19 protein-coding genes and 1 pseudogene are annotated in these 22711 nt (G+C 48.1%); 12 read left to right on the forward strand and 8 right to left on the reverse strand.

Annotated features, from left to right (window positions below; genetic code table 11):
- Positions 1-187: 187 nt before the first annotated feature.
- From PAE54_RS10260 to ahr, 7 genes and pseudogenes are all read left to right on the forward strand, one after another.
- The gene (locus PAE54_RS10260; protein WP_326519368.1) at positions 188-925 is read left to right on the forward strand and encodes a dienelactone hydrolase family protein; all 738 of its coding nucleotides are present in this window, start codon (positions 188-190) and stop codon (positions 923-925) included.
- A gap of 82 nt (positions 926-1007) precedes the next feature.
- Positions 1008-1379, forward strand: a pseudogene (locus PAE54_RS10265) (HIT family protein); the annotation flags it as partial.
- Between the two features lie 116 nt (positions 1380-1495).
- Positions 1496-2533, forward strand: coding sequence for an A/G-specific adenine glycosylase (gene mutY, locus PAE54_RS10270; protein ID WP_273777912.1), 1038 nt, complete (start codon positions 1496-1498; stop codon positions 2531-2533).
- Between the two features lie 56 nt (positions 2534-2589).
- Positions 2590-3126, forward strand: coding sequence for a M23 family metallopeptidase (locus PAE54_RS10275; RefSeq protein WP_326519369.1), 537 nt, complete (start codon positions 2590-2592; stop codon positions 3124-3126).
- Between the two features lie 9 nt (positions 3127-3135).
- On the forward strand, positions 3136-3381 hold the full coding sequence (locus PAE54_RS10280; RefSeq protein WP_273777910.1) for a hypothetical protein: 246 nt from the start codon (positions 3136-3138) through the stop codon (positions 3379-3381).
- 15 nt (positions 3382-3396) lie between these two features.
- Complete coding sequence (locus PAE54_RS10285) at positions 3397-3975, forward strand: DNA-3-methyladenine glycosylase I (RefSeq protein ID WP_273777909.1); 579 nt, start codon at positions 3397-3399, stop codon at positions 3973-3975.
- A gap of 10 nt (positions 3976-3985) precedes the next feature.
- Positions 3986-5008 carry an NADPH-dependent aldehyde reductase Ahr gene (ahr, locus tag PAE54_RS10290; protein ID WP_326519370.1) on the forward strand — a complete coding sequence of 341 codons (1023 nt, stop codon included), beginning with the start codon at positions 3986-3988 and terminating at the stop codon, positions 5006-5008.
- 67 nt (positions 5009-5075) lie between these two features.
- Here the strand turns inward: ahr and dapB are convergent, their stop codons facing one another.
- Entirely contained in the window at positions 5076-5897 is an 822-nt protein-coding gene (dapB, locus tag PAE54_RS10295) for a 4-hydroxy-tetrahydrodipicolinate reductase (protein ID WP_273777906.1), read from the reverse strand.
- Positions 5898-6185: 288 nt separating this feature from the next.
- Here dapB and PAE54_RS10300 point away from each other — a divergent pair, with 288 nt between their 5' ends.
- Complete coding sequence (locus PAE54_RS10300) at positions 6186-6581, forward strand: hypothetical protein (protein ID WP_326519371.1); 396 nt, start codon at positions 6186-6188, stop codon at positions 6579-6581.
- A gap of 130 nt (positions 6582-6711) precedes the next feature.
- Here PAE54_RS10300 and dnaJ read toward each other — a convergent pair whose 3' ends face one another.
- Together dnaJ and PAE54_RS10310 are read right to left on the reverse strand one after the other, a co-directional pair.
- Positions 6712-7830, reverse strand: a complete 1119-nt coding sequence (dnaJ, locus tag PAE54_RS10305) for a molecular chaperone DnaJ (protein WP_273777904.1) — start codon at positions 7828-7830, stop codon at positions 6712-6714.
- A 103-nt stretch (positions 7831-7933) separates the two neighbouring features.
- Complete coding sequence (locus PAE54_RS10310; protein WP_326519372.1) at positions 7934-8311, reverse strand: hypothetical protein; 378 nt, start codon at positions 8309-8311, stop codon at positions 7934-7936.
- A 453-nt stretch (positions 8312-8764) separates the two neighbouring features.
- Here PAE54_RS10310 and ppc point away from each other — a divergent pair, with 453 nt between their 5' ends.
- Together ppc and PAE54_RS10320 are read left to right on the forward strand one after the other, a co-directional pair.
- Positions 8765-11449: a phosphoenolpyruvate carboxylase gene (ppc, locus tag PAE54_RS10315; protein WP_273777901.1), complete on the forward strand. Its 2685-nt coding sequence runs from the start codon at positions 8765-8767 to the stop codon at positions 11447-11449.
- Positions 11450-11809: 360 nt separating this feature from the next.
- Positions 11810-13108, forward strand: coding sequence for a solute carrier family 23 protein (locus PAE54_RS10320; protein ID WP_326519373.1), 1299 nt, complete (start codon positions 11810-11812; stop codon positions 13106-13108).
- Between the two features lie 50 nt (positions 13109-13158).
- Here PAE54_RS10320 and PAE54_RS10325 read toward each other — a convergent pair whose 3' ends face one another.
- From PAE54_RS10325 to ilvD (PAE54_RS10335), 3 genes are all read right to left on the reverse strand, one after another.
- Positions 13159-14445 (reverse strand): hypothetical protein, encoded by a 1287-nt coding sequence (locus PAE54_RS10325; RefSeq protein ID WP_273777899.1) that lies wholly within the window; start codon positions 14443-14445, stop codon positions 13159-13161.
- Between the two features lie 71 nt (positions 14446-14516).
- A complete protein-coding gene (gene ilvD, locus PAE54_RS10330; RefSeq protein WP_326519374.1) occupies positions 14517-16202 on the reverse strand; it encodes a dihydroxy-acid dehydratase in 1686 nt (561 codons plus the stop codon).
- 294 nt (positions 16203-16496) lie between these two features.
- Positions 16497-18326, reverse strand: a complete 1830-nt coding sequence (gene ilvD / locus PAE54_RS10335) for a dihydroxy-acid dehydratase (protein WP_326519375.1) — start codon at positions 18324-18326, stop codon at positions 16497-16499.
- 266 nt (positions 18327-18592) lie between these two features.
- Between ilvD (PAE54_RS10335) and fmt the strand changes: the two genes are divergently transcribed.
- Both fmt and rsmB read left to right on the forward strand, forming a co-directional pair.
- The gene (gene fmt, locus PAE54_RS10340) at positions 18593-19555 is read left to right on the forward strand and encodes a methionyl-tRNA formyltransferase (protein WP_326519376.1); all 963 of its coding nucleotides are present in this window, start codon (positions 18593-18595) and stop codon (positions 19553-19555) included.
- Positions 19552-20856: a 16S rRNA (cytosine(967)-C(5))-methyltransferase RsmB gene (gene rsmB, locus PAE54_RS10345; RefSeq protein ID WP_326519377.1), complete on the forward strand. Its 1305-nt coding sequence runs from the start codon at positions 19552-19554 to the stop codon at positions 20854-20856. The genes fmt and rsmB overlap by 4 nt, the downstream gene beginning before the upstream one ends.
- Before the next feature lie 96 nt (positions 20857-20952).
- Here rsmB and PAE54_RS10350 read toward each other — a convergent pair whose 3' ends face one another.
- Both PAE54_RS10350 and PAE54_RS10355 read right to left on the reverse strand, forming a co-directional pair.
- Positions 20953-21072, reverse strand: a complete 120-nt coding sequence (locus PAE54_RS10350) for a methionine/alanine import family NSS transporter small subunit (protein ID WP_273777894.1) — start codon at positions 21070-21072, stop codon at positions 20953-20955.
- A 12-nt stretch (positions 21073-21084) separates the two neighbouring features.
- Positions 21085-22560 (reverse strand): sodium-dependent transporter, encoded by a 1476-nt coding sequence (locus PAE54_RS10355; RefSeq protein WP_326519378.1) that lies wholly within the window; start codon positions 22558-22560, stop codon positions 21085-21087.
- Positions 22561-22711 lie beyond the last annotated feature (151 nt).

The raw sequence follows: 22711 nt of genomic DNA on the forward strand, positions 1-22711 counted from the left end.
ATAGTGAAATTGGGTTTGGCGATTTGATTTTACTACTTCGCTATTTTTTTAAGCTAAAAATGTCAACACACCCTAATTAAAAATAATTTCTCACATTTATTTGCTTCAGTTACATTCAAGGTGATTTCGCTGAAATCTTTTTATGCTTTAATCAACAGATTCACTTATGTATACAAGGATTTAACAGATGACTGTAGCCATCAAAACCCGTGAAATTCACTACACAGCAGCAGACGGTAGCACACTGATTGGTTATTTCGCTGCACCTGAGAGTGAGACAGCAGTTGCGGGGGTACTGGTTGCACCAGAATGGTGGGGACGCAATGAATATACGGAACAGCGTGCGCGTGAACTGGCAGAACACGGTTATGCCGCCCTGGCCATCGACATGTATGGCGATAAAAAAGTAACGACCACTGCAAGCCAGGCCAATGAATGGATGATGCAGACGTTTCAGGATGCAGACACCATCGTGACGCGTGCATCAGCCGGTTTAAATACATTAGCTGGCCAGCCAGAAGTGAATGCCGATAAACTGGCAGCTATCGGTTTCTGTTATGGCGGTAAAGTAGTTTTAGATCTCGCACGTTCAGGTGCTGCGCTAAAAGCCGTCGCCACTTTCCATGGCAATTTGACTCCCAAAGCTCCAGCAGAAAAAGGCCAGGTTCAGGCCGAGATTTTAGTCTTGCATGGTGAGCTGGACAGCATGGTAACACTCGATGATGTGGCTGCCTTTAAAGCCGAAATGCATGCGGCAGAAGTTGAACATGAAGTGATTGTGCTTGAAGGAGCTAAACATAGCTTTAGTAATCCACTGGCCGACGAACGCGCCAAAGCTAACGGCGTTGACTTGGGTTACAATGCCGAAGCCGAACGCCAGTCTCTCGACGCCATGTATGAATTATTAGCACGTCAACTGGGTTAAGCCTATCTTTTGCAAAGCATCATGACCGTGGTGCTTTGCCATCTACAACAGAAAATGACAACAACAAAATGAGAATGAGGACAAAACAATGACTGAAACCAACTGCCCATATTGCAATATTGATGATTACGAAGTTATCGCACAAAATGAATACGGCGCGATCATTCCGGAATTTAAACCACTGTCTAAGGGCCATTGCGTGATTGTTCCCTTGCGTCACGTCAGTTCATTTTTTGATATCACCGACAAAGAACGTAAAAGTCTGGTGACCTTACTAGAACTGGCACGCAACGAACTTCAAATACGCCATCATCCGGAAGGCTTCCATATCGGCTTTAATGATGGCTCGGTTTTTGGGGACAGCTCAGAACATCTGCATATCCACATCATCCCGCGTTATAAAGATCAAACTCTAAAACTGGATGAACGCTGGGGTATTATCAGCGGTCACTAAAGTGGCTGCCCTACGGGAGCAGATTTCAGCACTACCTTCTGCCAGCTGCTGATTTTGGCATCCTGTCCAACCTGCTTTGGTGTATCATGTCACGCTCATTTTGGTACGCGTTTGACATGAGCACTCCCTTTTCTTTTTCCGATGCATTGCTGGCCTGGTTTGATCAGTATGGCCGCCATGACTTGCCTTGGCAGCTCGCTGATGATCCTTATAAAGTCTGGGTTTCAGAAATCATGTTACAGCAAACCCAGGTCAAAACTGTACTGCAATACTTCGACCGTTTCGTGCAGCGTTTCCCTGATGTAGAAGCACTGGGACAAGCCAGCTGGGATGATGTTGCACCCTACTGGGCCGGTTTAGGGTATTACGCACGCGCACGTAATCTGCACAAAGCTGCCGGCATCGTCAGCCGTGCTGGTACATTTCCCGATACGCTCGAAGAATGGATGGCTTTGCCCGGTATTGGCCGCTCAACCGCAGGGGCATTGATGTCACTGGGGTTACGTCAATATGGCGTGATTCTGGATGGCAATGTGAAACGGGTACTGGCACGATTCTTCGCGATTGAAGATGACTTGTCGAAACCTGTACATGAGCGTGCGTTATGGCAACGTGCTGAAAACTTATGTCCGGTTGAGCGCAATCATGACTATACCCAGGCGATTATGGATCTCGGTGCCACCATCTGTACGCCGAAAAAGCCATTATGCTTGTATTGTCCGATGCAGAATCATTGTCAGGCACATCAACAGGGCTTAGAGAGCGAACTGCCTTTTAAAAAAACCAAAAAGCCGGTCCCGATAAAATCAGCGCAGGTCATGCTGCTGCATTGTGAGGGTGAGTGGCTATGGCAGCAACGTCCACTCAGCGGTTTGTGGGGAGGCCTCTGGTGTCTGCCAATTTTTGAGGATGCCACGACATTTATCCAGCAACAGCAGAGTTTTCGGCTAAGCAGTCAGCCCCCTTCCATCCAGATTTCCCACAGTTTCACTCATTTCACATGGTTGTTGGACGCTCACTGTTTTACGGTGGCTGGCGATCAAAAAGAACATCTCATCGCCGAACTCGGTGGAGAATGGTTAAGTCCGGCACAAGCTATGAATCTGGGCATCCCGACAGCAATGAAAAAATTGATCTCGGCAGTCGATTTATGACATAGTCGAAACATCTTGATAGCTTCGCTGGGTCGATGTCACAGCAAGGATGGTTCGTGTTGCGTTTCATTCAATATAGCGTGTTGGGTTTAGCTTTAACCCTGATTGCGGCCTGTACATCAACACCCCAAAAGCCTGTCGTTTTACCGTCCGCCATGGTCGCACAGCTCTATATGACGCCTTTGCCGGAACAGCTGCCAGTTCCCGTGTCTAAAGTGAAAAACCGCCAACTGCAGGACACCTGGGGAGCCTCGCGCAGCAACGGTCGTTTGCATGAAGGCATCGACATCATGGCTCCACGTGGAACAAAAGTGTATAGCACCACCTCGGGTCTGGTCGCTGACCTGCGCGATAACAGCTTGGGTGGTCTGGTGGTCTGGATTCTCGGCCCCGCCGGTTCATGGCATTATTATGCCCACCTGGATGAGCATAAACGTGGCCTGAAAGTCGGTGATTATGTCGAAGCGGGTGACCTGCTCGGCTATGTGGGTAACAGCGGTAACGCACGCCATACTGCGAGCCATTTGCATTACGCAATTTATCTTCAGGGCAAAGGTCGCGGTGCAGTCAACCCTTTCCCTTATTTACGTTAGGAAATTTTCATGTCTGAAGCCCTTCTCCATCGTCTGGTTGAATTCGCAGAATCTGGCAATCAACAAAAGATCATCTATAACGGTCAAAGTTATCAGGGCTGGATCATGGAAATTAATGAAGATGCCCTGCTGATCAGCACCGGCTTTGCGGACAAATCTGGCAAGGACTTCTGGTTAAATTTTAGCGACCTGCAACAGGCTGAATTGTCCTATTGGGACAACCAGCAAGATCAGTGGGTTCCCTTTCAGCTCTAAATTCAGGATCACGCTATGAGCCTGCAGCGTTGTGGTTGGTGCGGTACAAATGCATTGTATGTGGCCTACCATGACCAGGAATGGGGTCGGCCTGTATATGATGCAGCACAGCTGTTTGAGATGCTCTGCCTGGAGGGGCAACAAGCCGGTTTATCCTGGTTGACTGTACTGAAAAAACGCCCGGCGTATCGCGAACATTTTTTTCAATATCCTATTGCACAAATCGCTGCATTCACCGATGCTGAATTACAGCTGAAATGTCAAGACGCCGGATTAATTCGACATCTGGGCAAACTGCAGGCCATCCGTGACAATGCCTGCGCCTGGCAAACTTTACAACAACAAGAACAGGATATCGTGGCCTGGTTATGGCGTTTTACGCCTTCCCCTCGCCCTATCCATTGCATTACAGATTATCGGCAAGCCCCTGCACAGACAGAGGCAAGTCAGCGTATGTCTAAAGCGCTGAAACAATACGGTTTCAAGTTCGTGGGGCCCACCATCTGTTATGCCTTTATGCAGGCTGTAGGGATGGTGGATGATCACGAAAATCACTGTTCATTTAAATCTCAACCGGAACAATGCAATCTATAAGGGAGTACGCATGAGCGAAAATCTCATTCAGGCCTATGCAGCCATGCAGGCCGGTGAAGCACTGGTGCCTTACCAATTCGATGCAGGAGAATTACAGCCACATCAGGTCGAAGTGGATGTCGAATACTGCGGCCTGTGCCATTCCGATATTTCCATCATCAACAATGACTGGCGCTCTTCCGTGTATCCAGTCATCCCGGGTCATGAAATTATTGGTCGCATCCGCCGTCTAGGTACAGAAGCCAAAGGCCTGAAAATTGGACAACGGGTCGGGATTGGCTGGACAGCTGAAAGCTGTCAGTACTGTGATTTCTGTATCGCAGGTCAGGCTGTACAGTGTACTGGGGAACGGGTGGCTACTATCGTTGACCATGCTGGTGGTTTCGCCGATAAAGTTCGTGCCGGTTGGCAATGGGTCATTCCACTTCCTGAGGATCTGGATCCAGAAAGTGCGGGGCCGTTATTATGCGGCGGTATCACGGTTTTTAATCCGATGATCAAACATGGTATCCAAGCAGTACACCATGTCGGTGTCATCGGGATTGGTGGCCTCGGGCATATCGCGATTAAATTACTCAAAGCCTGGGGCTGTGAAATTACCGCTTTTACCTCGAGCTTGGATAAAACCGACGAGCTCAAAGCCATGGGCGCAGATCATGTGGTGAATAGCCGTGATTCAGAGGCACTGAAAAGCCAACGCGGTAAATTTGACCTGTTACTCAGCACCGTTAATGTCACGCTGGACTGGCCGGCCTATCTGAGTACGCTGGCGCCGAATGGCACGGCGCATTTGTTGGGTCTGACCTTGGAGCCAATTCCTGTTTCTGCGGGCAGTTTAATTAGTGGTTCTAAATCCATTACCGGTTCTGCAACAGGCTCCCCGGCAACCTTACGCCAGTTACTTAAATTTGCCGCGCGGAAAAACATTGCGCCACAGGTTGAAGTCTTTCCGATGTCCCAGGTCAATGCAGCCATTGAACGTTTGCATTCCGGCAAAGCACGTTATCGCATTGTGCTAAAAGCAGACTTTTAAAAGCACTGATTGATATGAAAATGGCCAGGTTCAACCTGGCCATTTGCTTACTACGAGACTGAAATCATTAGACTTCAATGTCGTTAAAACCTAATACATCTTTCATATCGTATTTACGTGCTTCACGGCCGACCACCCAAGCAGCAGCACGTACCGCACCTGCAGCAAAGTTCATACGGTTGGTCGCTTTATGCGTCACTTCAACACGCTCACCTTCACCAATAAACATCACGGTATGTTCACCCACGATATCGCCACCGCGAATGGTTTCAAAACCGATGGTTTGACGGTCACGTGGTCCGGTATAACCTTCACGGCCATACACTGCAACTTCTTTCAGATTACGACCCAAAGTATCGGCAACCGCTTCACCCATCATCAAAGCAGTACCTGATGGCGCATCCACTTTATGACGGTGATGCGCTTCAATAATCTCGATATCAACCGTATCACCAAATACTTTTGCTGCCAGTTCAAGCAGTTTGATCGATACATTCACGCCTACAGAGTAGTTTGCTGCATAGACCACCGGCGTTTGTGTCGCGCTTTCATCCAGCACGGCTTTTTGTTCGTCGTTCATGCCAGTGGTACCAATCACCATCGCCACACCGGCTTCCCGGCATAATTTCAAATGCTGTTCGGTTGCAGCAGGTGCAGTAAAGTCAATCACGACATCACAGTCCTGTAGCACATCTTTCAGATTACCGACCACCTTCACGCCAATGGCGCCGATTCCTGCCAGCTCACCGGCATCAGCACCCAGTAAAGAACTCTCAGGACGTTCAACCGCAGCAGCCAATTGATAACCTGCCTGTTGCACGGCCTGAATCAGGATACGTCCCATACGGCCGCCTGCGCCCAATACACCGATGCGTGGAGTTGCTGACATAATATTTTCCTAAACTCAATTTTCAAATTCTGTCTACTATATCAAAACTCTCTCCTGTCGCTAAAACTTCAACAGAAAAAAAGCCGTCATTCGGCAGTTTTTAGCTTGGGTCGCTTCTGCTTCGGATGAATGCAGGCTGCAGTTCATCCATCACGGACACAGCACTGTTTTCCATCTAAAAAACCGTAAAAAAACCTGTCAATGACACAACTTTTTCACAAAAGTTAAAACATTCCTGCGCACACTAAGCCACGAATGAAAACAACACGAATTATAAGGAGTTCAGGAATGCATTCGAAAAAAATCGCTTTAGCCGTTATTTTAGGATTCACCAGCTTTGCCACCTTTGCCGAGCCAGCTGTTCAACCGGGTGAAACTTTAGAGAGCCTAGCAAAAGTACGCGTCAACACCACGGTCAATGGTCAACCAGGTTCAATTAAGCAACTTGTTGCAGCGGGTCAAATCAAAGTAGCAGCAGAAGATCTTCCGGTCAGCGTGGATGATATTGACAGCATCATCGTCGAAGAAACAGCAACACCTAAAGCAAACAGTAAAGTAGAAACATCTGCAACTGAAAAGAAAGCAGTGCAACAGCCTGCCCAAGCTGCTGCTGAAACAGCACCTGCAGCTCCGGCTGAAGAAATGGTTAATGTTGAAGATATCGATCCTGCGCAACCCGCTTAAGCCAATGCTGTCATAGAACATTTAGAACGCCCCCAACAGAACGTTCGTCTCGATCTTCAAAAAGTGCAGTAGATAAAAAAGGGAATCTGTAATTTACAGACTCCCTTTTTTTATTGCATCTTCGCGGGACTTAGTCAAAAAGACGGTCAAAGAACGACTTTTTCTTTGGGGATGATTTGTTGTCATCACCATCCAGGGTCGCTTGTAACTCTTTGAGCAATTCACGCTGACGACTGGTCAGATTCACTGGCGTTTCCACCACAATACGGCAAAGCAGATCGCCTACCATACTGCTACGTACCGGACGCACCCCTTTGCCCCGTAGACGGAACAGTTTACCCGTTTGTGTGCCTTCCGGAATTTTCAGGCTGACACGACCATCTAAGGTTGGAATTTCAATTTCTTTACCCAAAGCCGCATCCGCAATCGTAATCGGCACGTCCATATACAGATCAGCACCATCACGCTGGAACACTTCATGCTCGCGTACCACAACTTCAACGTACAAATCACCGGATTGACCATCACGGATCGCTTCGCCTTTACCGCTCAAACGTACGCGGTCACCATTATCTACACCGGCTGGAATCGTGACTTCAAGCGTTTGCTGACGATCAGCAACACCTGAACCATGACAGCTGCCACATGGGTTCTTGATGATTTGGCCTTGGCCACGGCAAGTTCCACAGGTTTGCTGTACCGAGAAGAAGCCTTGCTGCATGCGCACTTGACCGGCACCATGACAGGTTGGGCAGGTCTCGACATCATTCGGATTTTTTGAACCCTTACCATCACACGCTTCACATGGTGCAGGTGCCGTGAAGGTAATGGTTTTTTTCACGCCTTTTACGGCTTCTTCCAGGGTGAGTTCCATTACATAACGCAGGTCAGAACCGCGACGCTGGCGTTGCTGGCGTCCACCACCACCGCCAAACGCACCACCGAAAATGTCACCAAACTGGCTAAAGATGTCTTCGGCGCTAAAACCACCGAAACCGCCACCACCACCGCCACCAAAGCCACCTTCAAACGCATTGTGACCCATACGGTCATACATGCTGCGTTTTTCACTGTCGGATAGAACTTCGTAGGCTTCAGAGGCTTCTTTGAATTTTTCTTCAGCTTCAGGATTGTCAGGATTACGGTCTGGATGATATTTCATCGCCAACTTACGGTAGGCTTTTTTGATTTCATCATCACTTGCGGTTTTCGAAACGCCTAAAACCTCATAATAATCACGTTTAGCCATGACTGGCGATGCTCCTCACGGAATTCGGGAATAACTTAACTGTGCTGTAGATTGGGGGTAATACCCAGTTTTACAAGGGCGAAGCTGGATTTTTTTCAGCGTCTTAGAAAACTGCCTTGTGTTTAATATATCGGGATAATCCTTTAATCCAGGCATTGAACAGATAGAGCCAGGCAATCCCCGAAAATACCACTCCAGCTACCATACAAGCGGTCACCCAAAGCTGGCTGTCCCAATAAAAGAAAATGAGCGGAATAAACCATAATGCGGAGAACGCAGCTAAAATCAGAAACAGGACGATATTACGCATAATCCATAAAGCATGGGCTTGCAGCCAGACTTCCGTCTGTTCGACCTGTACAACCTTACGCGCGAACCAGTACGCTGCGATGCCAAAGACCAGCGTCAGTAGCGTGAGAAACATGAAGACATAGGAAATCGTAATATAACGACGGTGCAGCTCTAGATTGTCTTGCCCCATGTGTGTGACCTCATCCATTGCATTCTTTTTTGAGGTTGTGCAACGAAAATACTGTGTTTATTTTGTTTAAAAGATAGGGCGCTACTATATTGAAATTTTCTATCTTTCGCACGTCATATTCGTAAAAAAATTACGCCTTATGAATACATTCTGACACTAGTCACTTGGCGCAGCAAAGCTGTCTTCAATCAAAACGAGAACTGCTTAACACTTCAAATAATTTGCACTTTTATTGTACAGAAAATATCAGTATTGCTAGATGCTTTTCACAGCCTGAACAGTTCTTTTTATCGATCAGCCTAAACTTCTGGTTGCCGTATCAACCATCAGCTGCTCTTTTTGCTGTGATCTGCGAAAAAAACATGATAAATGCTTAGAGAATAAACATGTGAAGACTTGGAATGTCACGGAATCGCGTTATATTCGAAACAAGAACAACAGGAGACAAAAAACATGATTCAACAAATTGATGCTCCACTGCGTGAGGACGTACGCTTACTTGGAAATTTACTCGGTGAAACCTTAAAACAGCACGCCGGACACGATTTGTTTAATCAGGTTGAGCAGATACGTGCCTTGGCGAAAGGTGCACGTGATGGTCAGGTTGAAGCAGAAAAGCAACTCGAACAACTGTTCCTGACTTTAGAAGATGATGAAATTCTACCTTTGGCACGGGCATTTACCCACTTCCTGAATTTTGCCAACATTGCCGAACAGTACCATGTGGTGCGTAGCCGCCGACAAAGTGAATTTGACCCGGATGCACCTTCACCGAATCCACTGGATCATCTGTTTGCCAAATTTAAAGCCAACGAGATTTCAGCAGATACCCTTTTTCAGCAAATTTGTGAGCTGAAGATTGAATTGGTGCTGACCGCCCACCCGACTGAAGTCAGCCGCCGCACCCTGATTCAAAAATATGATGATATTAATGAATGCCTGAGTAAATTTGACCAGCAGAAACTGACCCCAAAACAGCGTCAGGACGTGTTGAATGAACTGAAACAGCTAGTCTGCTCCGCCTGGCAAACCGATGAAATCCGCCAAAACCGCCCGACACCGATCGATGAGGCGAAATGGGGATTTACCACCATCGAACAAACCCTGTGGAATACCGTTCCCAAATTTGTGCGTGAACTGAATGAACTGGTGGAACAGCATTGTGGTCGTTCACTGCCGTTAGCCGTCGCACCGATCCGTTTCGCCTCCTGGATGGGCGGTGACCGGGATGGCAACCCGAATGTCACCCATAAGGTGACGCAAGAAGTGCTCTGGTTATCCCGCTGGCAAGCCGCTGAGCTGTATCTGCGTGACATTGAAGATTTACGCTGGGAACTGTCGATCCAAAGCTGTTCGAATGAACTGATCCAGGCTTTGGGAGGTGAACATCCAGAACCTTACCGTGCCTATCTGCGTGCCACGCGTGAACGCCTGAAAGCGACACGCCAATGGCTGGCGCAAAAACTGCAAGGCATAGACAGTGATGATGAAGGGGTGATTCACAGCAAACAGGAACTGCTCGAACCGCTGCTGCTCTGCTATCGCTCACTGCTGGCCTGTAATTTACCTGAAATTGCCAATGGCAAACTGCTGGACTTTATTCACCGGGTCAACTGCTTCGGGATTGAACTGTTAAAACTGGATATTCGTCAGGAATCCGGACGCCATCGTCAGGCCATTTCAGCGATTACCGAATATCTGGGCTTGGGTAATTTTGAGACCTGGACCGAGCAGGCACGCCAGAATTTCCTGCTGCAGGAACTGCAAAGCAAACGTCCATTATTGCCAAAATATCTGAATGAACCACAAGACAGCCTGATTGAGCATCCTGATGTCAAAGAGGTTTTCGCAACCATGCGCACCCTGGCCGAACAGCCGGCAGAATGCTTGGGGGCTTATATTATTTCCATGGCGGAATATCCAAGTGATGTTTTGGCCGTGCTGTTATTGCAAAAAGAAGCGGGCATCAAACAACCCTTACGTGTGGTTCCACTGTTTGAAACCTTGAAAGACCTAGACGGCGCAGCACAAACCATGCAAACCCTATTCAGTATGCACTGGTACAAACAGCATATTCAGGGCAAACATGAGGTGATGATCGGTTATTCCGACTCCGCCAAGGACGCCGGATTTATGTCCGCCAACTGGGCACAGTATCGCGCACAGGAAGAACTGACCGCAGTCGCTCAACAGCATGGCATCCAGCTCACCCTTTTCCACGGCCGTGGCGGTTCGATTAGCCGTGGCGGTGCACCAACCCAGCAAGCCTTGTTCTCACAACCGCCAGGTTCCATTTCTGGTGCAATCCGGGTGACGGAACAGGGCGAAATGATCCGCTTTAAGTTTGGTCTGGAAGGCATCGCTTTGCAAAATCTGGAAGTTTACACTGCCGCTACCCTGGAAGCGACGCTGTTACCTCCGCCTGAACCTAAACCGGAATGGCGTGAACTGATGCACCAGATGACCGAATGCTCAGTAGGAGTTTACCGTCAAACAGTGCGGGAAAATCCACATTTTGTGCAGTACCTGCGTACCGTAACACCGGAGCTTGAACTGCAAATGCTACCTTTGGGCTCACGTCCGGCAAAACGCAAAGTCAGCGGTGGCATCGAGTCCTTACGTGCGATTCCATGGGTATTCGCCTGGACACAGATTCGTCTGATGTTACCGGCATGGCTCGGGACAGGTGCAGCGATCAATCAGGTACTTGCTGAAGGTCAGCATGCGGTACTGGATGAAATGCTGCAGGCTTGGCCGTATTTCCAGACCTTGATTGATATGCTGGAAATGGTCTTGTCCAAAGCGGATAGCAATATCGCACTGTATTACGAATCACAACTGACGGATGATGAAGACCTAAAAACTTTAGGTGCCGAACTGCGCCGACGTCTACATGATGCGGTACAGACGCTCTTGACCATCAAAGGGGAATCCAAATTGCTGAGTCAAAATGAGGTTCTGGATCAATCCATGCGGGTGCGTAAAACCTACCTGCTGCCTTTACATCTGTTACAGGCCGAGTTGATGAAACGCCGCCGAATTTATCTGGCCGAGCGCAATGCCGAACATACGCCAGTGGATCATGCGTTGATGGTCACGATTGCCGGTATTGCCGCAGGTTTACGTAATACGGGTTAAAATCTGATCCCGAGGCGGTGCTGCCTGAGGTGGCACCGCTTTTTATTGACCAAATGGTCTATATTTAAAAATCAATTATGATTAATTTTTAATCCATCAAAAAATTATATCGTTTTTTTATTCTTATCAATCCATCTATATTTAACAGGAATTGGCAGATTTCTCTGCTGATCTTCAAGAAAAAATGCACAATAAATTGATACAGTTATGTTTAGCTAAAATCGCATAACAATTTTACCATTTGGTATAAATATAAAATTAAATCAAGCTTTTGACTCAACAGCATGGCACTTCGGTCAATTAAATCTTGATGCAAGAACAGGTATGATGTGCCGAATTGATACTTAACGAGTTCATTTTATGTCCAATTGGTTTCCCAAATGGCGTCCTTATGATGGCCACATGGAGCAGCGGCCGGTTTCAACCAATGAATACCTCCCCCCCTTGCAAAGTTTGGTACTGGGCATTCAGCATGCATTTGCCATGTTCGGTGCTACAGTTTTAGCCCCTCTATTAATGGGATTTAACCCAAATCTGGCAATTCTGATGTCTGGGATCTGTACCCTGCTGTTTTTCATCCTGACAGGCGGACGTGTTCCCAGCTATCTCGGTTCGAGTTTTGCCTTTATTGGGGTTGTCGCGGCAGCGACCGGGCACATTACCGGTTCCGGTGCCAATCCGAATTTGTCAGTTGCCTTAGGCGGTATTGTGGCCTGTGGAGTGCTGTATGCCCTGATTGGCTTTATGGTGATGCTCACCGGGACACGCTGGATTGAAAAACTGATGCCTCCTGTCGTAACAGGCGCGGTGGTGATGATTATTGGTCTGAATCTGGCACCGGTTACGGTCAAAGGCGTTGCAGGGCAATCATTCGAAATGGGGATGGCCCTCCTGACTGTACTCTGTATGGGACTGATTGCCGTGTTTAGCCGGGGCCTGCTACAGCGGCTACTGTTACTAGTCGGCTTGTTATTGGCTTATGCGCTTTATGCGCTACTGACCAATGGCTTAGGCTTCGGTAAAGCCATCGATTTTTCAGCAGTGGCTCAGGCAGCGTGGTTTGGCTTGCCTACTTTCTCCAGTCCTCGTTTTGAACTGAATGCCATGCTGATTATTGCCCCAGTCGCCCTGATTCTGGTCGCAGAAAACCTCGGGCATATCAAAGCGGTAGGTGCCATGACTGGTGAAAATCTCACCCCACAACTCGGTAAGGCCTTTGTCGCAGATGGCCTAGCCACCACGCTCTCAGGTAGCGTAGGCGCACCGGGTATGACCACCTATGGTGAAAATATTGGGGTAATGGCAGTCACCCGCGTGTATTCCACCATTATTTTTGTGATTGCCGGTATTTTTGCCATCTTTCTCGGTTTGTCACCGAAATTTGGTGCCATCATCAGTACCATTCCGAGCGCGGTTCTCACCGGGGCTTCAATTGTGGTGTTTGGGTTGATTACCATCGCTGGTGCCAAAATCTGGATTGAACACAAAGTGGATTTTTCCAACAACAAAAACCTGATTGTTGCTGCAGTGACCGTGATTTTGGGCGCGGGAAATTTTGAATTGACCTTGGGCAGTTTCAATCTAGGCGGCATCGGAACCGCGACTTTTGCCGCAATTCTGCTGAACTGGTTATTTAGCCTAAAAGATCCTAGCAATTGAGTGTTTATGTCATGTATTGAGCAGCCTTGAGGGCTGCTTTTTTTATGGAATTATTCAGTTTCCTGCTGTTTGTAGCGGTCTTCCAGTACGTTACTAAAAATGCTTTCAACCATCCAGATCCGGTATAAGCTGTTAAACACATAGCTTTGTCCATCAATGCGTAATTCCAGCACCGGAAAACCCGGCTGATGTTTGGCTGTGCACAACGCGTCATTCTGCTGCAACATGCTGACTACATCCACCTCGGCCAGCTGTTCAATTCCCAAAGCCTGCTGCATCTGCTGCAAATGGGCCTTAAAGGAAAAATCCTTACCTTTGGTCCAGACCGCTTTCAGGATTTCATACATGCCTTCCAACTGTTGCTCTTGCGGTACGCTATAGAACAAGTGAGCCATATTCAGCGCCGCCTCCTGGGTGGGGCGGCAGAATGGGGTAAATGCCACTTCAGTCCGTTTCGATAAACGGGTGGCCAGACTCCAGTCAAAAAAGTCACGGCGATGATAACCAATCGGATAAAGATTCAATTGGATATTATAGTAATCCGCCAGTTCTTCCTTGATATAGGCCAATAACAGCCAGCTGATCGGATCTTCCAGTGCAATAAACAGGTCGAGTTCAGGGTGCAGTGACTGAATCTCGGTGAGTGCTTCGGCATCGTTAATCAGATGCTCGCGCCATTCAATATGATTGATCAGAAAAATCGGGTTACCCGTCAGCAAATGCTGCTGTTTTAAACGCCGGGTCAAACGTAGCAAATCATCAACCGCATGGTATTGGCGTTCACCAAACTCGTAATAACTCACCAGAACAGGCATCTGATTAAACACCCGTTCCGGAATATCTTGTGGCGTGTGATGCTGGCTGGCCATTTGATACAGGGTTTTCAGCTTGCCATATTGCTGCTGCCACAGCATATGAAAGACATCTTCTAACAGATACAGAAAATTTTGCCCGCGTAAGGGTGTGTTTTTCAGAATAACCGTCGCTTGCTCCAGCGCTTCTTGTTTGGGTGTTTCCGGAAATTCATCAAAACCAAATCGATGCTGCTTGGCCAGAATTTTGGCATCGTTATAGCAATAGCTTTGCCACTCGGCCGTACTCATGCCATTGGGTGGCTCAGGTGCATAGCTAGAAATAACAATCTTCAGCGGTTTTAACTCATCGCTCAGGATTTCGTCCAGCTGCGCTAGGGTCTGTACGGCCAGATAACTATAAACATCATCCAGACGTAAATAGATACTCAACCCCTTCTCGGTCGAAAGCACCTCCTGTCGAGACGGTTTCTGGTAAAACCAGCTCGATCGAATTGGATCAAACCAACGGCGCAGCAGTGACATGAGAATGGCCTCGACAATATAAACCCTTGTATTCCTACAAGGGTTATATCAATTCAAAATCAAATGATCAATTACACATCCAGCTGAAGATCGGTCACCGCACCTTTATCGGCCCCAGCCGCCAGCTTGGCAAATTTGGCCAGAGCGCCTGAAGTGTAGTTCGGTTGCGGTTTGACCCAAGCAGCTTTACGGGCCGCCAGCTCTTCATCTGAAACATGCAGAGTAATTTCATGCGTTTCCGCATTGATGGAGATCTTATCACCATTTTGCACCAAACCAATCGGGCCACCTTCATACGCTTCAGGGGTAACGTGACCAATGACGAAGCCATGGCTGCCCCCAGAGAAACGGCCGTCGGTGATCAATGCCACAGACTGGCCGAGCCCTTTACCAATAATCGCCGAAGTCGGTTTCAGCATTTCCGGCATGCCTGGCCCGCCTTTTGGACCTTCACCACGGATCACCACCACTTCACCTTCCTGCACTTCACCATCCAGAATACCGCGCATGGCACCGACTTCACCTTCAAACACCCGCGCCGGGCCCTCGAAATACAGGCCTTCTTTACCGGTAATTTTAGCCACAGCTCCTGTTGGTGACAAATTGCCTTTCAAGATCACCAGATGGGAATCTTTTTTAATCGGGGCAGTAAATGGCATGATAATTTGCTGGCCTGCTGGGTAATCTTCCACATCCGCCAGGTTTTCGGCCAAGGTTTTACCGGTGACAGTTAAACAAGAACCATCCAGCATGCCGGCATCCAGCATGCGTTTCATTAAGGGCTGAATCCCGCCAATCGCAATCAGTTCCGACATGGAATACTTGCCCGATGGACGCACATCCGCAACTACCGGAATTTCAGCACCAATACGCGAGAAATCATCCAGGGTAATTTTTACGCCTGCCGTATGTGCCATTGCGATCAAATGCAGCACACCATTGGTGGATCCACCGAGTGCAATCAACACCTTGATGGCATTTTCAAAGGCCGCTTTGGTCATGATGTCACGTGGCTTAATGTCCAGACGTAGCAGATTCATCACTGCTGCACCCGCACGTTCACAGTCCAGTAATTTGTCTTTGGATACGGCTTCCTGCGCCGAGGAACCCGGCAAACTCATGCCTAGGGCTTCAATCGCAGAAGCCATCGAGTTGGCAGTGTACATGCCACCACAAGAACCGGGACCCGGAATCGCCACTTCCTCAATCTGCTTGACCTGAATTTCGCTGTATTCGCCTTTGGCGTGTTTACCCACCGCCTCAAACACCGAAATAATGTCGGTATTACCTTTACCCGGCTGGATCGACCCCCCATAAATAAACAGCCCTGGACGGTTTAAACGTGCCAGTCCCATCAAGCAGCCCGGCATATTTTTATCACAGCCCCCAATCGCGATAACGCCATCATAGCCCTGACAGCCCACCACTGCTTCAATCGAATCAGCAATAATCTCCCGTGACAGCAAGGAATATTTCATACCCTCAGTACCATTCGAGATCCCGTCGGAAATGGTAATGGTATTGAAAATAACACCCTTGCCACCCGCGCTACTCACGCCATTTTCCACTTCACGCGCCAGACCATCGATATGCATATTACACGGCGTAACATTCGCCCAGGTTGAGGCAATGCCAATTTGCGGTTTGTTAAAGTCTTCATCACGGAAGCCCACAGCACGCAACATGGAACGTGCAGGTGCATTTTCTACGCCATCAAAAACCGGGGAAGAATGTTCGCGGATGTTTTGTTTACTCATAGGGGGACTCCGTGGCTCAATGCTGGCCTTAATTACGATGGTTGTTATTCGCTTATCCTGAACAGATTGTATCGAACTGAATATTTTTGACCAAGACAAAATAGGTATCGCTGTACCGGTCGACCGTAAAACCCGTGGATTGAGGATTCGTCTTTTTAGCTCAATAGCACTACACGAAACCTCTCCTAGCAGTTGAGTTACAGCATAAAGCGGGTAATTTCAAATTCTAGAGCCCATAAAAAAGCACCCAACAATCACTTGTGGGTGCTTTTTTGAAAGCTGACGGACGAGAGATTAAATCTCGCGTACCGCACCTTTTGCTGCACTGGTGGTATGCATCGCATACGCTTTCAGGGCTTTGGAAATTTTACGCTTACGCTCTTCCACTGGATGCCAGCCTTTATGGTCTTGCGCTTCACGACGCGCAGCCATAGTGGCATCATCCACGTTCAGGTGAATGGTACGGTTTGGAATATCAATTTCGATGACGTCACCATCTTCTACCAGACCAATTGCACCACCTTCAGCGGCTTCTGGAGAAACGTGGCCAATCGAAAGACCTGAAGAACCACCCGAGAAACGACCATCGGTCAACAAGGCACATTCTTTACCCAAACCTTTCGATTTCAGGTAGCTGGTTGGATACAGCATTTCCTGCATGCCTGGACCACCACGTGGACCTTCATAGCGAATCACAACAACATCACCGGCTTTCACTTCGTGGCCAAGAATCGCATCAACAGCAGAATCCTGACTTTCAAAGACACGCGCTGTACCATTAAATTTCAGAATCGAATCATCCACACCCGCAGTTTTTACGATACAGCCATCCAATGCGATGTTGCCGTATAGGACCGCCAAACCACCATCTTTGGAGAAAGCATGTTCCGCATTACGGATCACGCCGTTTTCACGGTCACCATCCAAGCGTGAATAGTAACGGTCTTGCGAGAATGCAGTTTGTGTTGGTACACCGCCCGGTGCTGAACGGTAGAACTGATAGACTTGCTCATCTTCAGTGCGGATGATATCCCATTTGTCCAAGGCATCTTTCAAGGTTTTTTCATGCACGGTGCTAACCGAAGTTTGCAACAAACCGGCACGATCAAGTTCACCTAGAATCGACATGATCCCACCAGCACGGTGTACATCTTCCATATGCACATCATTTTTCGCTGGCGCGACTTTACATAACACCGGCACTTTACGTGACAAATGATCGATATCCGACATGGTGAAATCCACGCCCGCTTCATTGGCAGCCGCCAACAGGTGCAATACCGTGTTGGTTGAACCGCCCATGGCGATGTCCAAAGTCATGGCATTTTCAAACGCCGCTTTAGTCGCGATTGAACGTGGCAGGATGCTGTAATCGTCTTGTTCATAGTGACGTTTCGCTAACTCAACAATCAATTGGCCTGCTCTTTCAAACAGTTTTTTACGGTTAGCATGAGTTGCCACGATTGAACCATTACCCGGCAAAGATAGACCCAGCGCTTCAGTCAAACAGTTCATCGAGTTGGCCGTGAACATGCCTGAACATGAACCGCAAGTCGGACAAGCTGAACGTTCGTATTCAGCCACTTCTTCATCAGTATAGTTGTCATCAGCCGCGACAATCATCGCGTCGATCAAATCGATGGCTTTTTCGTTGCCACGGATTTTGACTTTACCGGCTTCCATTGGGCCGCCAGACACAAACACTACCGGAATGTTCAGACGCATAGACGCCATCAACATTCCCGGGGTGATTTTGTCACAGTTGGAAATACACACCATCGCATCCGCACAGTGCGCGTTTACCATGTATTCGACTGAATCGGCAATCAAATCACGCGATGGCAAAGAATACAGCATGCCATCATGTCCCATGGCAATCCCGTCATCTACCGCAATCGTGTTGAATTCTTTCGCGACACCACCGGATGCTTGAATCTGTTCTGCTACCAGCTGGCCTAAATCTTTCAGGTGCACATGACCCGGTACGAACTGGGTAAATGAGTTGACCACCGCAATAATCGGTTTGCCAAAATCTTCATCCTTCATTCCCGTTGCACGCCATAAGCCACGTGCGCCAGCCATATTTCTTCCATGGGTCGATGTTTTTGAACGATAATCAGGCATTGTGTGTTTCCAACAAAGTTTGTGCTCGAAAGGAATCCTATAATCCCTTGCGCTGAAGGACCAGCTCTCTGGTCGGTGATCAGCAAAGATATCCTTTCATCATACTATGAGTTGCCCCTGAACGGATAAATCTAGATACGATCTTTTTTCAATCCAGCGGAATTTCATGCAATTCATTGCCTGATTGAAATGAATCTGTGGTGACTTTTTAGGTCTTCATCCGCTTTTGCCTTATACTTTGAGCAAGTTTATTTTGGATGGCATGCGTGAAAATCATTTTTGCAGGAACTCCTGAATTTGCAGCCGTTGCCTTGGCTGCCCTCCTGAAAACCGAGCATGAGATTGTCGCGGTCTATACCCAACCGGACCGTAAAGCCGGTCGCGGACAAAAGCTCACAGCCTCTGCGGTGAAACAGCTGGCACTTGAGCATGATTTACCGGTTTATCAGCCACTGCATTTTAAAAGCGCTACAGAAGAAGGTTTGGCAGCACAACAACAACTCAAAGAACTGAATGCCGATGTCATGGTGGTAGCTGCCTATGGCTTAATCCTGCCACAGGTGGTGCTGGATACACCCAAATATGGCTGCCTGAACATTCATGGTTCTTTGCTGCCACGCTGGCGTGGTGCCGCACCTATTCAACGTGCCATTGCCACCGGAGATCAGGAAACCGGTGTCACCATCATGAAAATGGCCGCGGGTTTGGATACCGGCGACATGATGTATAAAACCTATTGTCCAATTACCGCCGATGATACTTCGGCCACCCTGCATGACAAACTGGCTGTACAAGGTGCTGAAGCCATTGTGGCGGTGCTCGAATCCGAAGAAAAACTACAACACTATCTGGATAAACGTGAAGTGCAAGATGAAGCACTGACGGTTTATGCCCATAAGCTGTCTAAAGCAGAAGCCCGTATTGACTGGACCCAAGATGCTATCAGTATCGACCGCAATATCCGTGCTTTTAACCCATGGCCAGTGGCGTTTATTCCCCTCGATGAAAATAACAATTTGCGCGTTTGGGGTTCCCTGTTATCAGAGCAACCCGTCGAAGGAGAGATGCCGGGGACAATCCTCGCAATCGATAAACACGGCGTGCATGTTGCCTGTGGCAATCAGCAAGCAGTGTGTCTGACCAGTCTACAATGGCCGGGCGGCAAAGCCCTCAATGCGGTACAAATCGCACAAACTCAGAAACTTCAGGTAGGACAAGTACTCGCATGAATCAGCCTGAATCCTCATCACATCTCAATTTACGTGCACAAGTGATTCGTACCTTGCTCGCTGTCCAGCAAGGCCAGTCGCTATCCAGCATTCTTCCACTGCACTTGGCCAAAGTGAACGAACGCGATCGTGCCCTGTTCCATGAGCTGGTACTGGGTAGCCTGCGTCAGTGGTTCGCGCTGAAAAGCATTACCCTGCCGTTACTGGTGAAACCACTAAATAATGAAACCGTCGAAACCTGCCTCTATGTAGGTTTATATCAGTTGCTTTGTACCCGCATTGCCCCGCACGCTGCGATTTCCGAAACCGTCGATGCCACTAAACAGTTAGGTTTTCAGGCCCTCGGTGGCGTTGTGAATGCCATTCTGCGTCGTGTTTCACGTGAAACATCTGATTTCCAGCATGCCTTACAGCAAGCCCATGGTCTGCCAAGCTGGCTGTATAAACGTCTGAAAAAGGACTGGCCTGAACAGATTAATCACCTGTGTCAGGAGTTAAAACAGGTTGCACCACTCACGCTGCGTATTAACCAGCGCCAGATTGGCCGGGATGCCTACCTGAATAAACTGCAAGGCCTAGACATTCAGGCACGCGCTTGCACCTATTCACCGGTGGGAATTGTACTGGAGCAATCGGTACAAATCAGTGAACTTCCCGGCTATGCGCAAGGCTGGTTTTCGGTACAGGATGAACATGCACAGCTCTGTGCGCAAATCCTGCCGGATTTAACCGGTAAAACCGTGGTCGATGCCTGTGCGGCACCAGGTGGAAAAACTGCCCATCTACTGGAAAAATACAATCTAGCGCAACTCACGGCGCTTGATCAGGATGCCAAACGTTTACTGCGAGTTTCCGAAAATCTGGAACGCTTACAGTTAACAACCGGTACAGAGGTCGAAATTGTAGCTGCAGATGCAACCGAATGGACTGCGCCAGCAGCGCTAGACTGTATTGTGCTGGATGCGCCCTGCTCTGCCATTGGCGTCCTGCGTCGCCATCCAGACATCCGCCTATTACGTCAATCCAGCGACATCGCACAAACCATCGAACTGCAACAGCAGATTTTGCGACACATGTGGCAACAGCTGAAAGTGGGGGGGTATTTGCTCTATATCACCTGCTCGATTTTGAAAGCGGAAAATGAACAGCAAATGCAAAATTTCTTTGCTGAACATCTAGACGCCAAAGAAATTAAAATCGACGCCGCTTGGGGCATTGAACAGACGTATGGCCGACAGTTACTGCCTACAGCCCAAGGTGGTGATGGCTTCTTTTATTGCCTGATCCAGAAAGTGAGCTAATCACCCGACTATAGGCTCTCATCCAAAAACAAAAGTCATGATGTTGATACATCATGACTTTTTTATTTTGCTCAGAATAACGGTATGAAAGTGGAATTATTCATCCTCGACATCGAGAGATTCAGGATGGCGCATCAAATGTAGAATTGCCAGAATCAGTCCACCCCAGAGAAATACAATGGAGATTACCATCATAATGATTGCGGATGTATTCATCTTGTACTCCCTTTAGTCTTTCACTTTGCTCATGGCAATCGCCCCGAGAATACAGAAAATGATACTGCCCCAGCCAAAACAGAATTGCAGGCTCAAGCTGTAATCTCCATAACCTTGACGTAACAATGCACTTAAGGTGAGTAATAAAGTCGATAACAGCACCACCGGAGTAATCACCGTCAAGGTAAATTCCCAGGTACGACCCAGCTGAATGGTGGAAATGCTGTTGATGTGAATTTCAAACTGTTGCATCAAGGTTCGTTTAAACCAGGACACCATCACAATCGAAACCAAGGCACCCGACACAATCCCGATGTTATTGATAAAGTGATCAATAATATCCACCAGTTTAATGGCATTCGCAGTAGAAAACAGGAAAATGGAAACCGTAGCAGTAGCGCCACCAATAGTGGTCACTGCCCTGTTACGGCTCCAGTGAAGCTTGTCCTGCATCGCTGCAATCGGCACCTGCAAAATACTCACCATCGAGGTGATTCCCGCCACCGTCAATGAGGTAAAGAACAATAAACCGAACAGGTCTGCACCCGGCCCCAAGCTGGAAATCAGTTTTGGGAAAGCAATAAAGGCCAAACCGATCCCGCCGCTTACGACATTTTCAACCGATGTACCTGCTGCATGTGCCATAAAGCCCAATGCTGCAAATACGCCAATCCCAGCGAGAATTTCAAAGGAAGAATTGGCAAAACCAACGATAAAACCTGCTCCGGTCAGATTAGTTTTCGGTTTGAGATACGATGCATAAGTCACCATGATGCCAAAACCGACCGACAAACTAAAAAAGATATGGCCATACGCCGCTAGCCAGACTTTATAGTCCTTCATCGCCGACCAGTTCGGGGTAAAAAAGGCATTTAAACCATCTGCTGCACCCGGCAAGCGTAACGCCTGAATCACTAGGATACTGAATAAAATGATCAATAAAGGCATAAAGATTTTGTTGGACAGCTCAACCCCTTTTTTCACGCCCCCATACAGGATCATCAGCACCACTGCCCAGACAGCGACCAAGGGCCAGAACAGGTGACGAATAAAGGTAAAATCAAAACCTGATGCAGATGAGGTTTGTAAGAAGGTATTAAAAAAGAACTTTTCCGGATCACTGCCCCAAGTCTGCCCGACCGAGAAATACACATAACTGCCTGCCCAGGTCAGTACACCCGCGTAGTACAGGGCAATCACCATACAGACACAAACCTGCCACCACCCCAGCGTTTCTGCAGGTTTATACAGTAAGCGGTAAGCTTTGGGCGGCGCACCATTACTGCGGTGCCCTGTTGCATAATCTAAAAACAATAGCGGCAAACCTGCGGTCAACAAGGCAATCAAATAGGGAATCAGGAAGGCACCGCCGCCATTTTCATAGGCCACATAAGGAAAACGCCAGATATTTCCCAAACCGACTGCTGAGCCTATTGCCGCGATAATAAAGCCTGATCGTGCGGACCAATTTTCACGATTTTCTGTCATAGAATACCTAAACCTTAGGTCACTTTACCTGCGCAGGATTGTTATTGTTATGCTGCAAGCCAGCAAAGTGCACTTTAAATCAATCTTGAATGTTCGCAGTTAGATCACACCTTTTGGGCGCAGCACTCTAAATAACAAACCAGCAGCCTTG

Origin of the sequence: Acinetobacter minutum, assembly GCF_035916735.1 — a bacterium.
In the GTDB taxonomy this organism is placed as follows: domain Bacteria; phylum Pseudomonadota; class Gammaproteobacteria; order Pseudomonadales; family Moraxellaceae; genus Acinetobacter.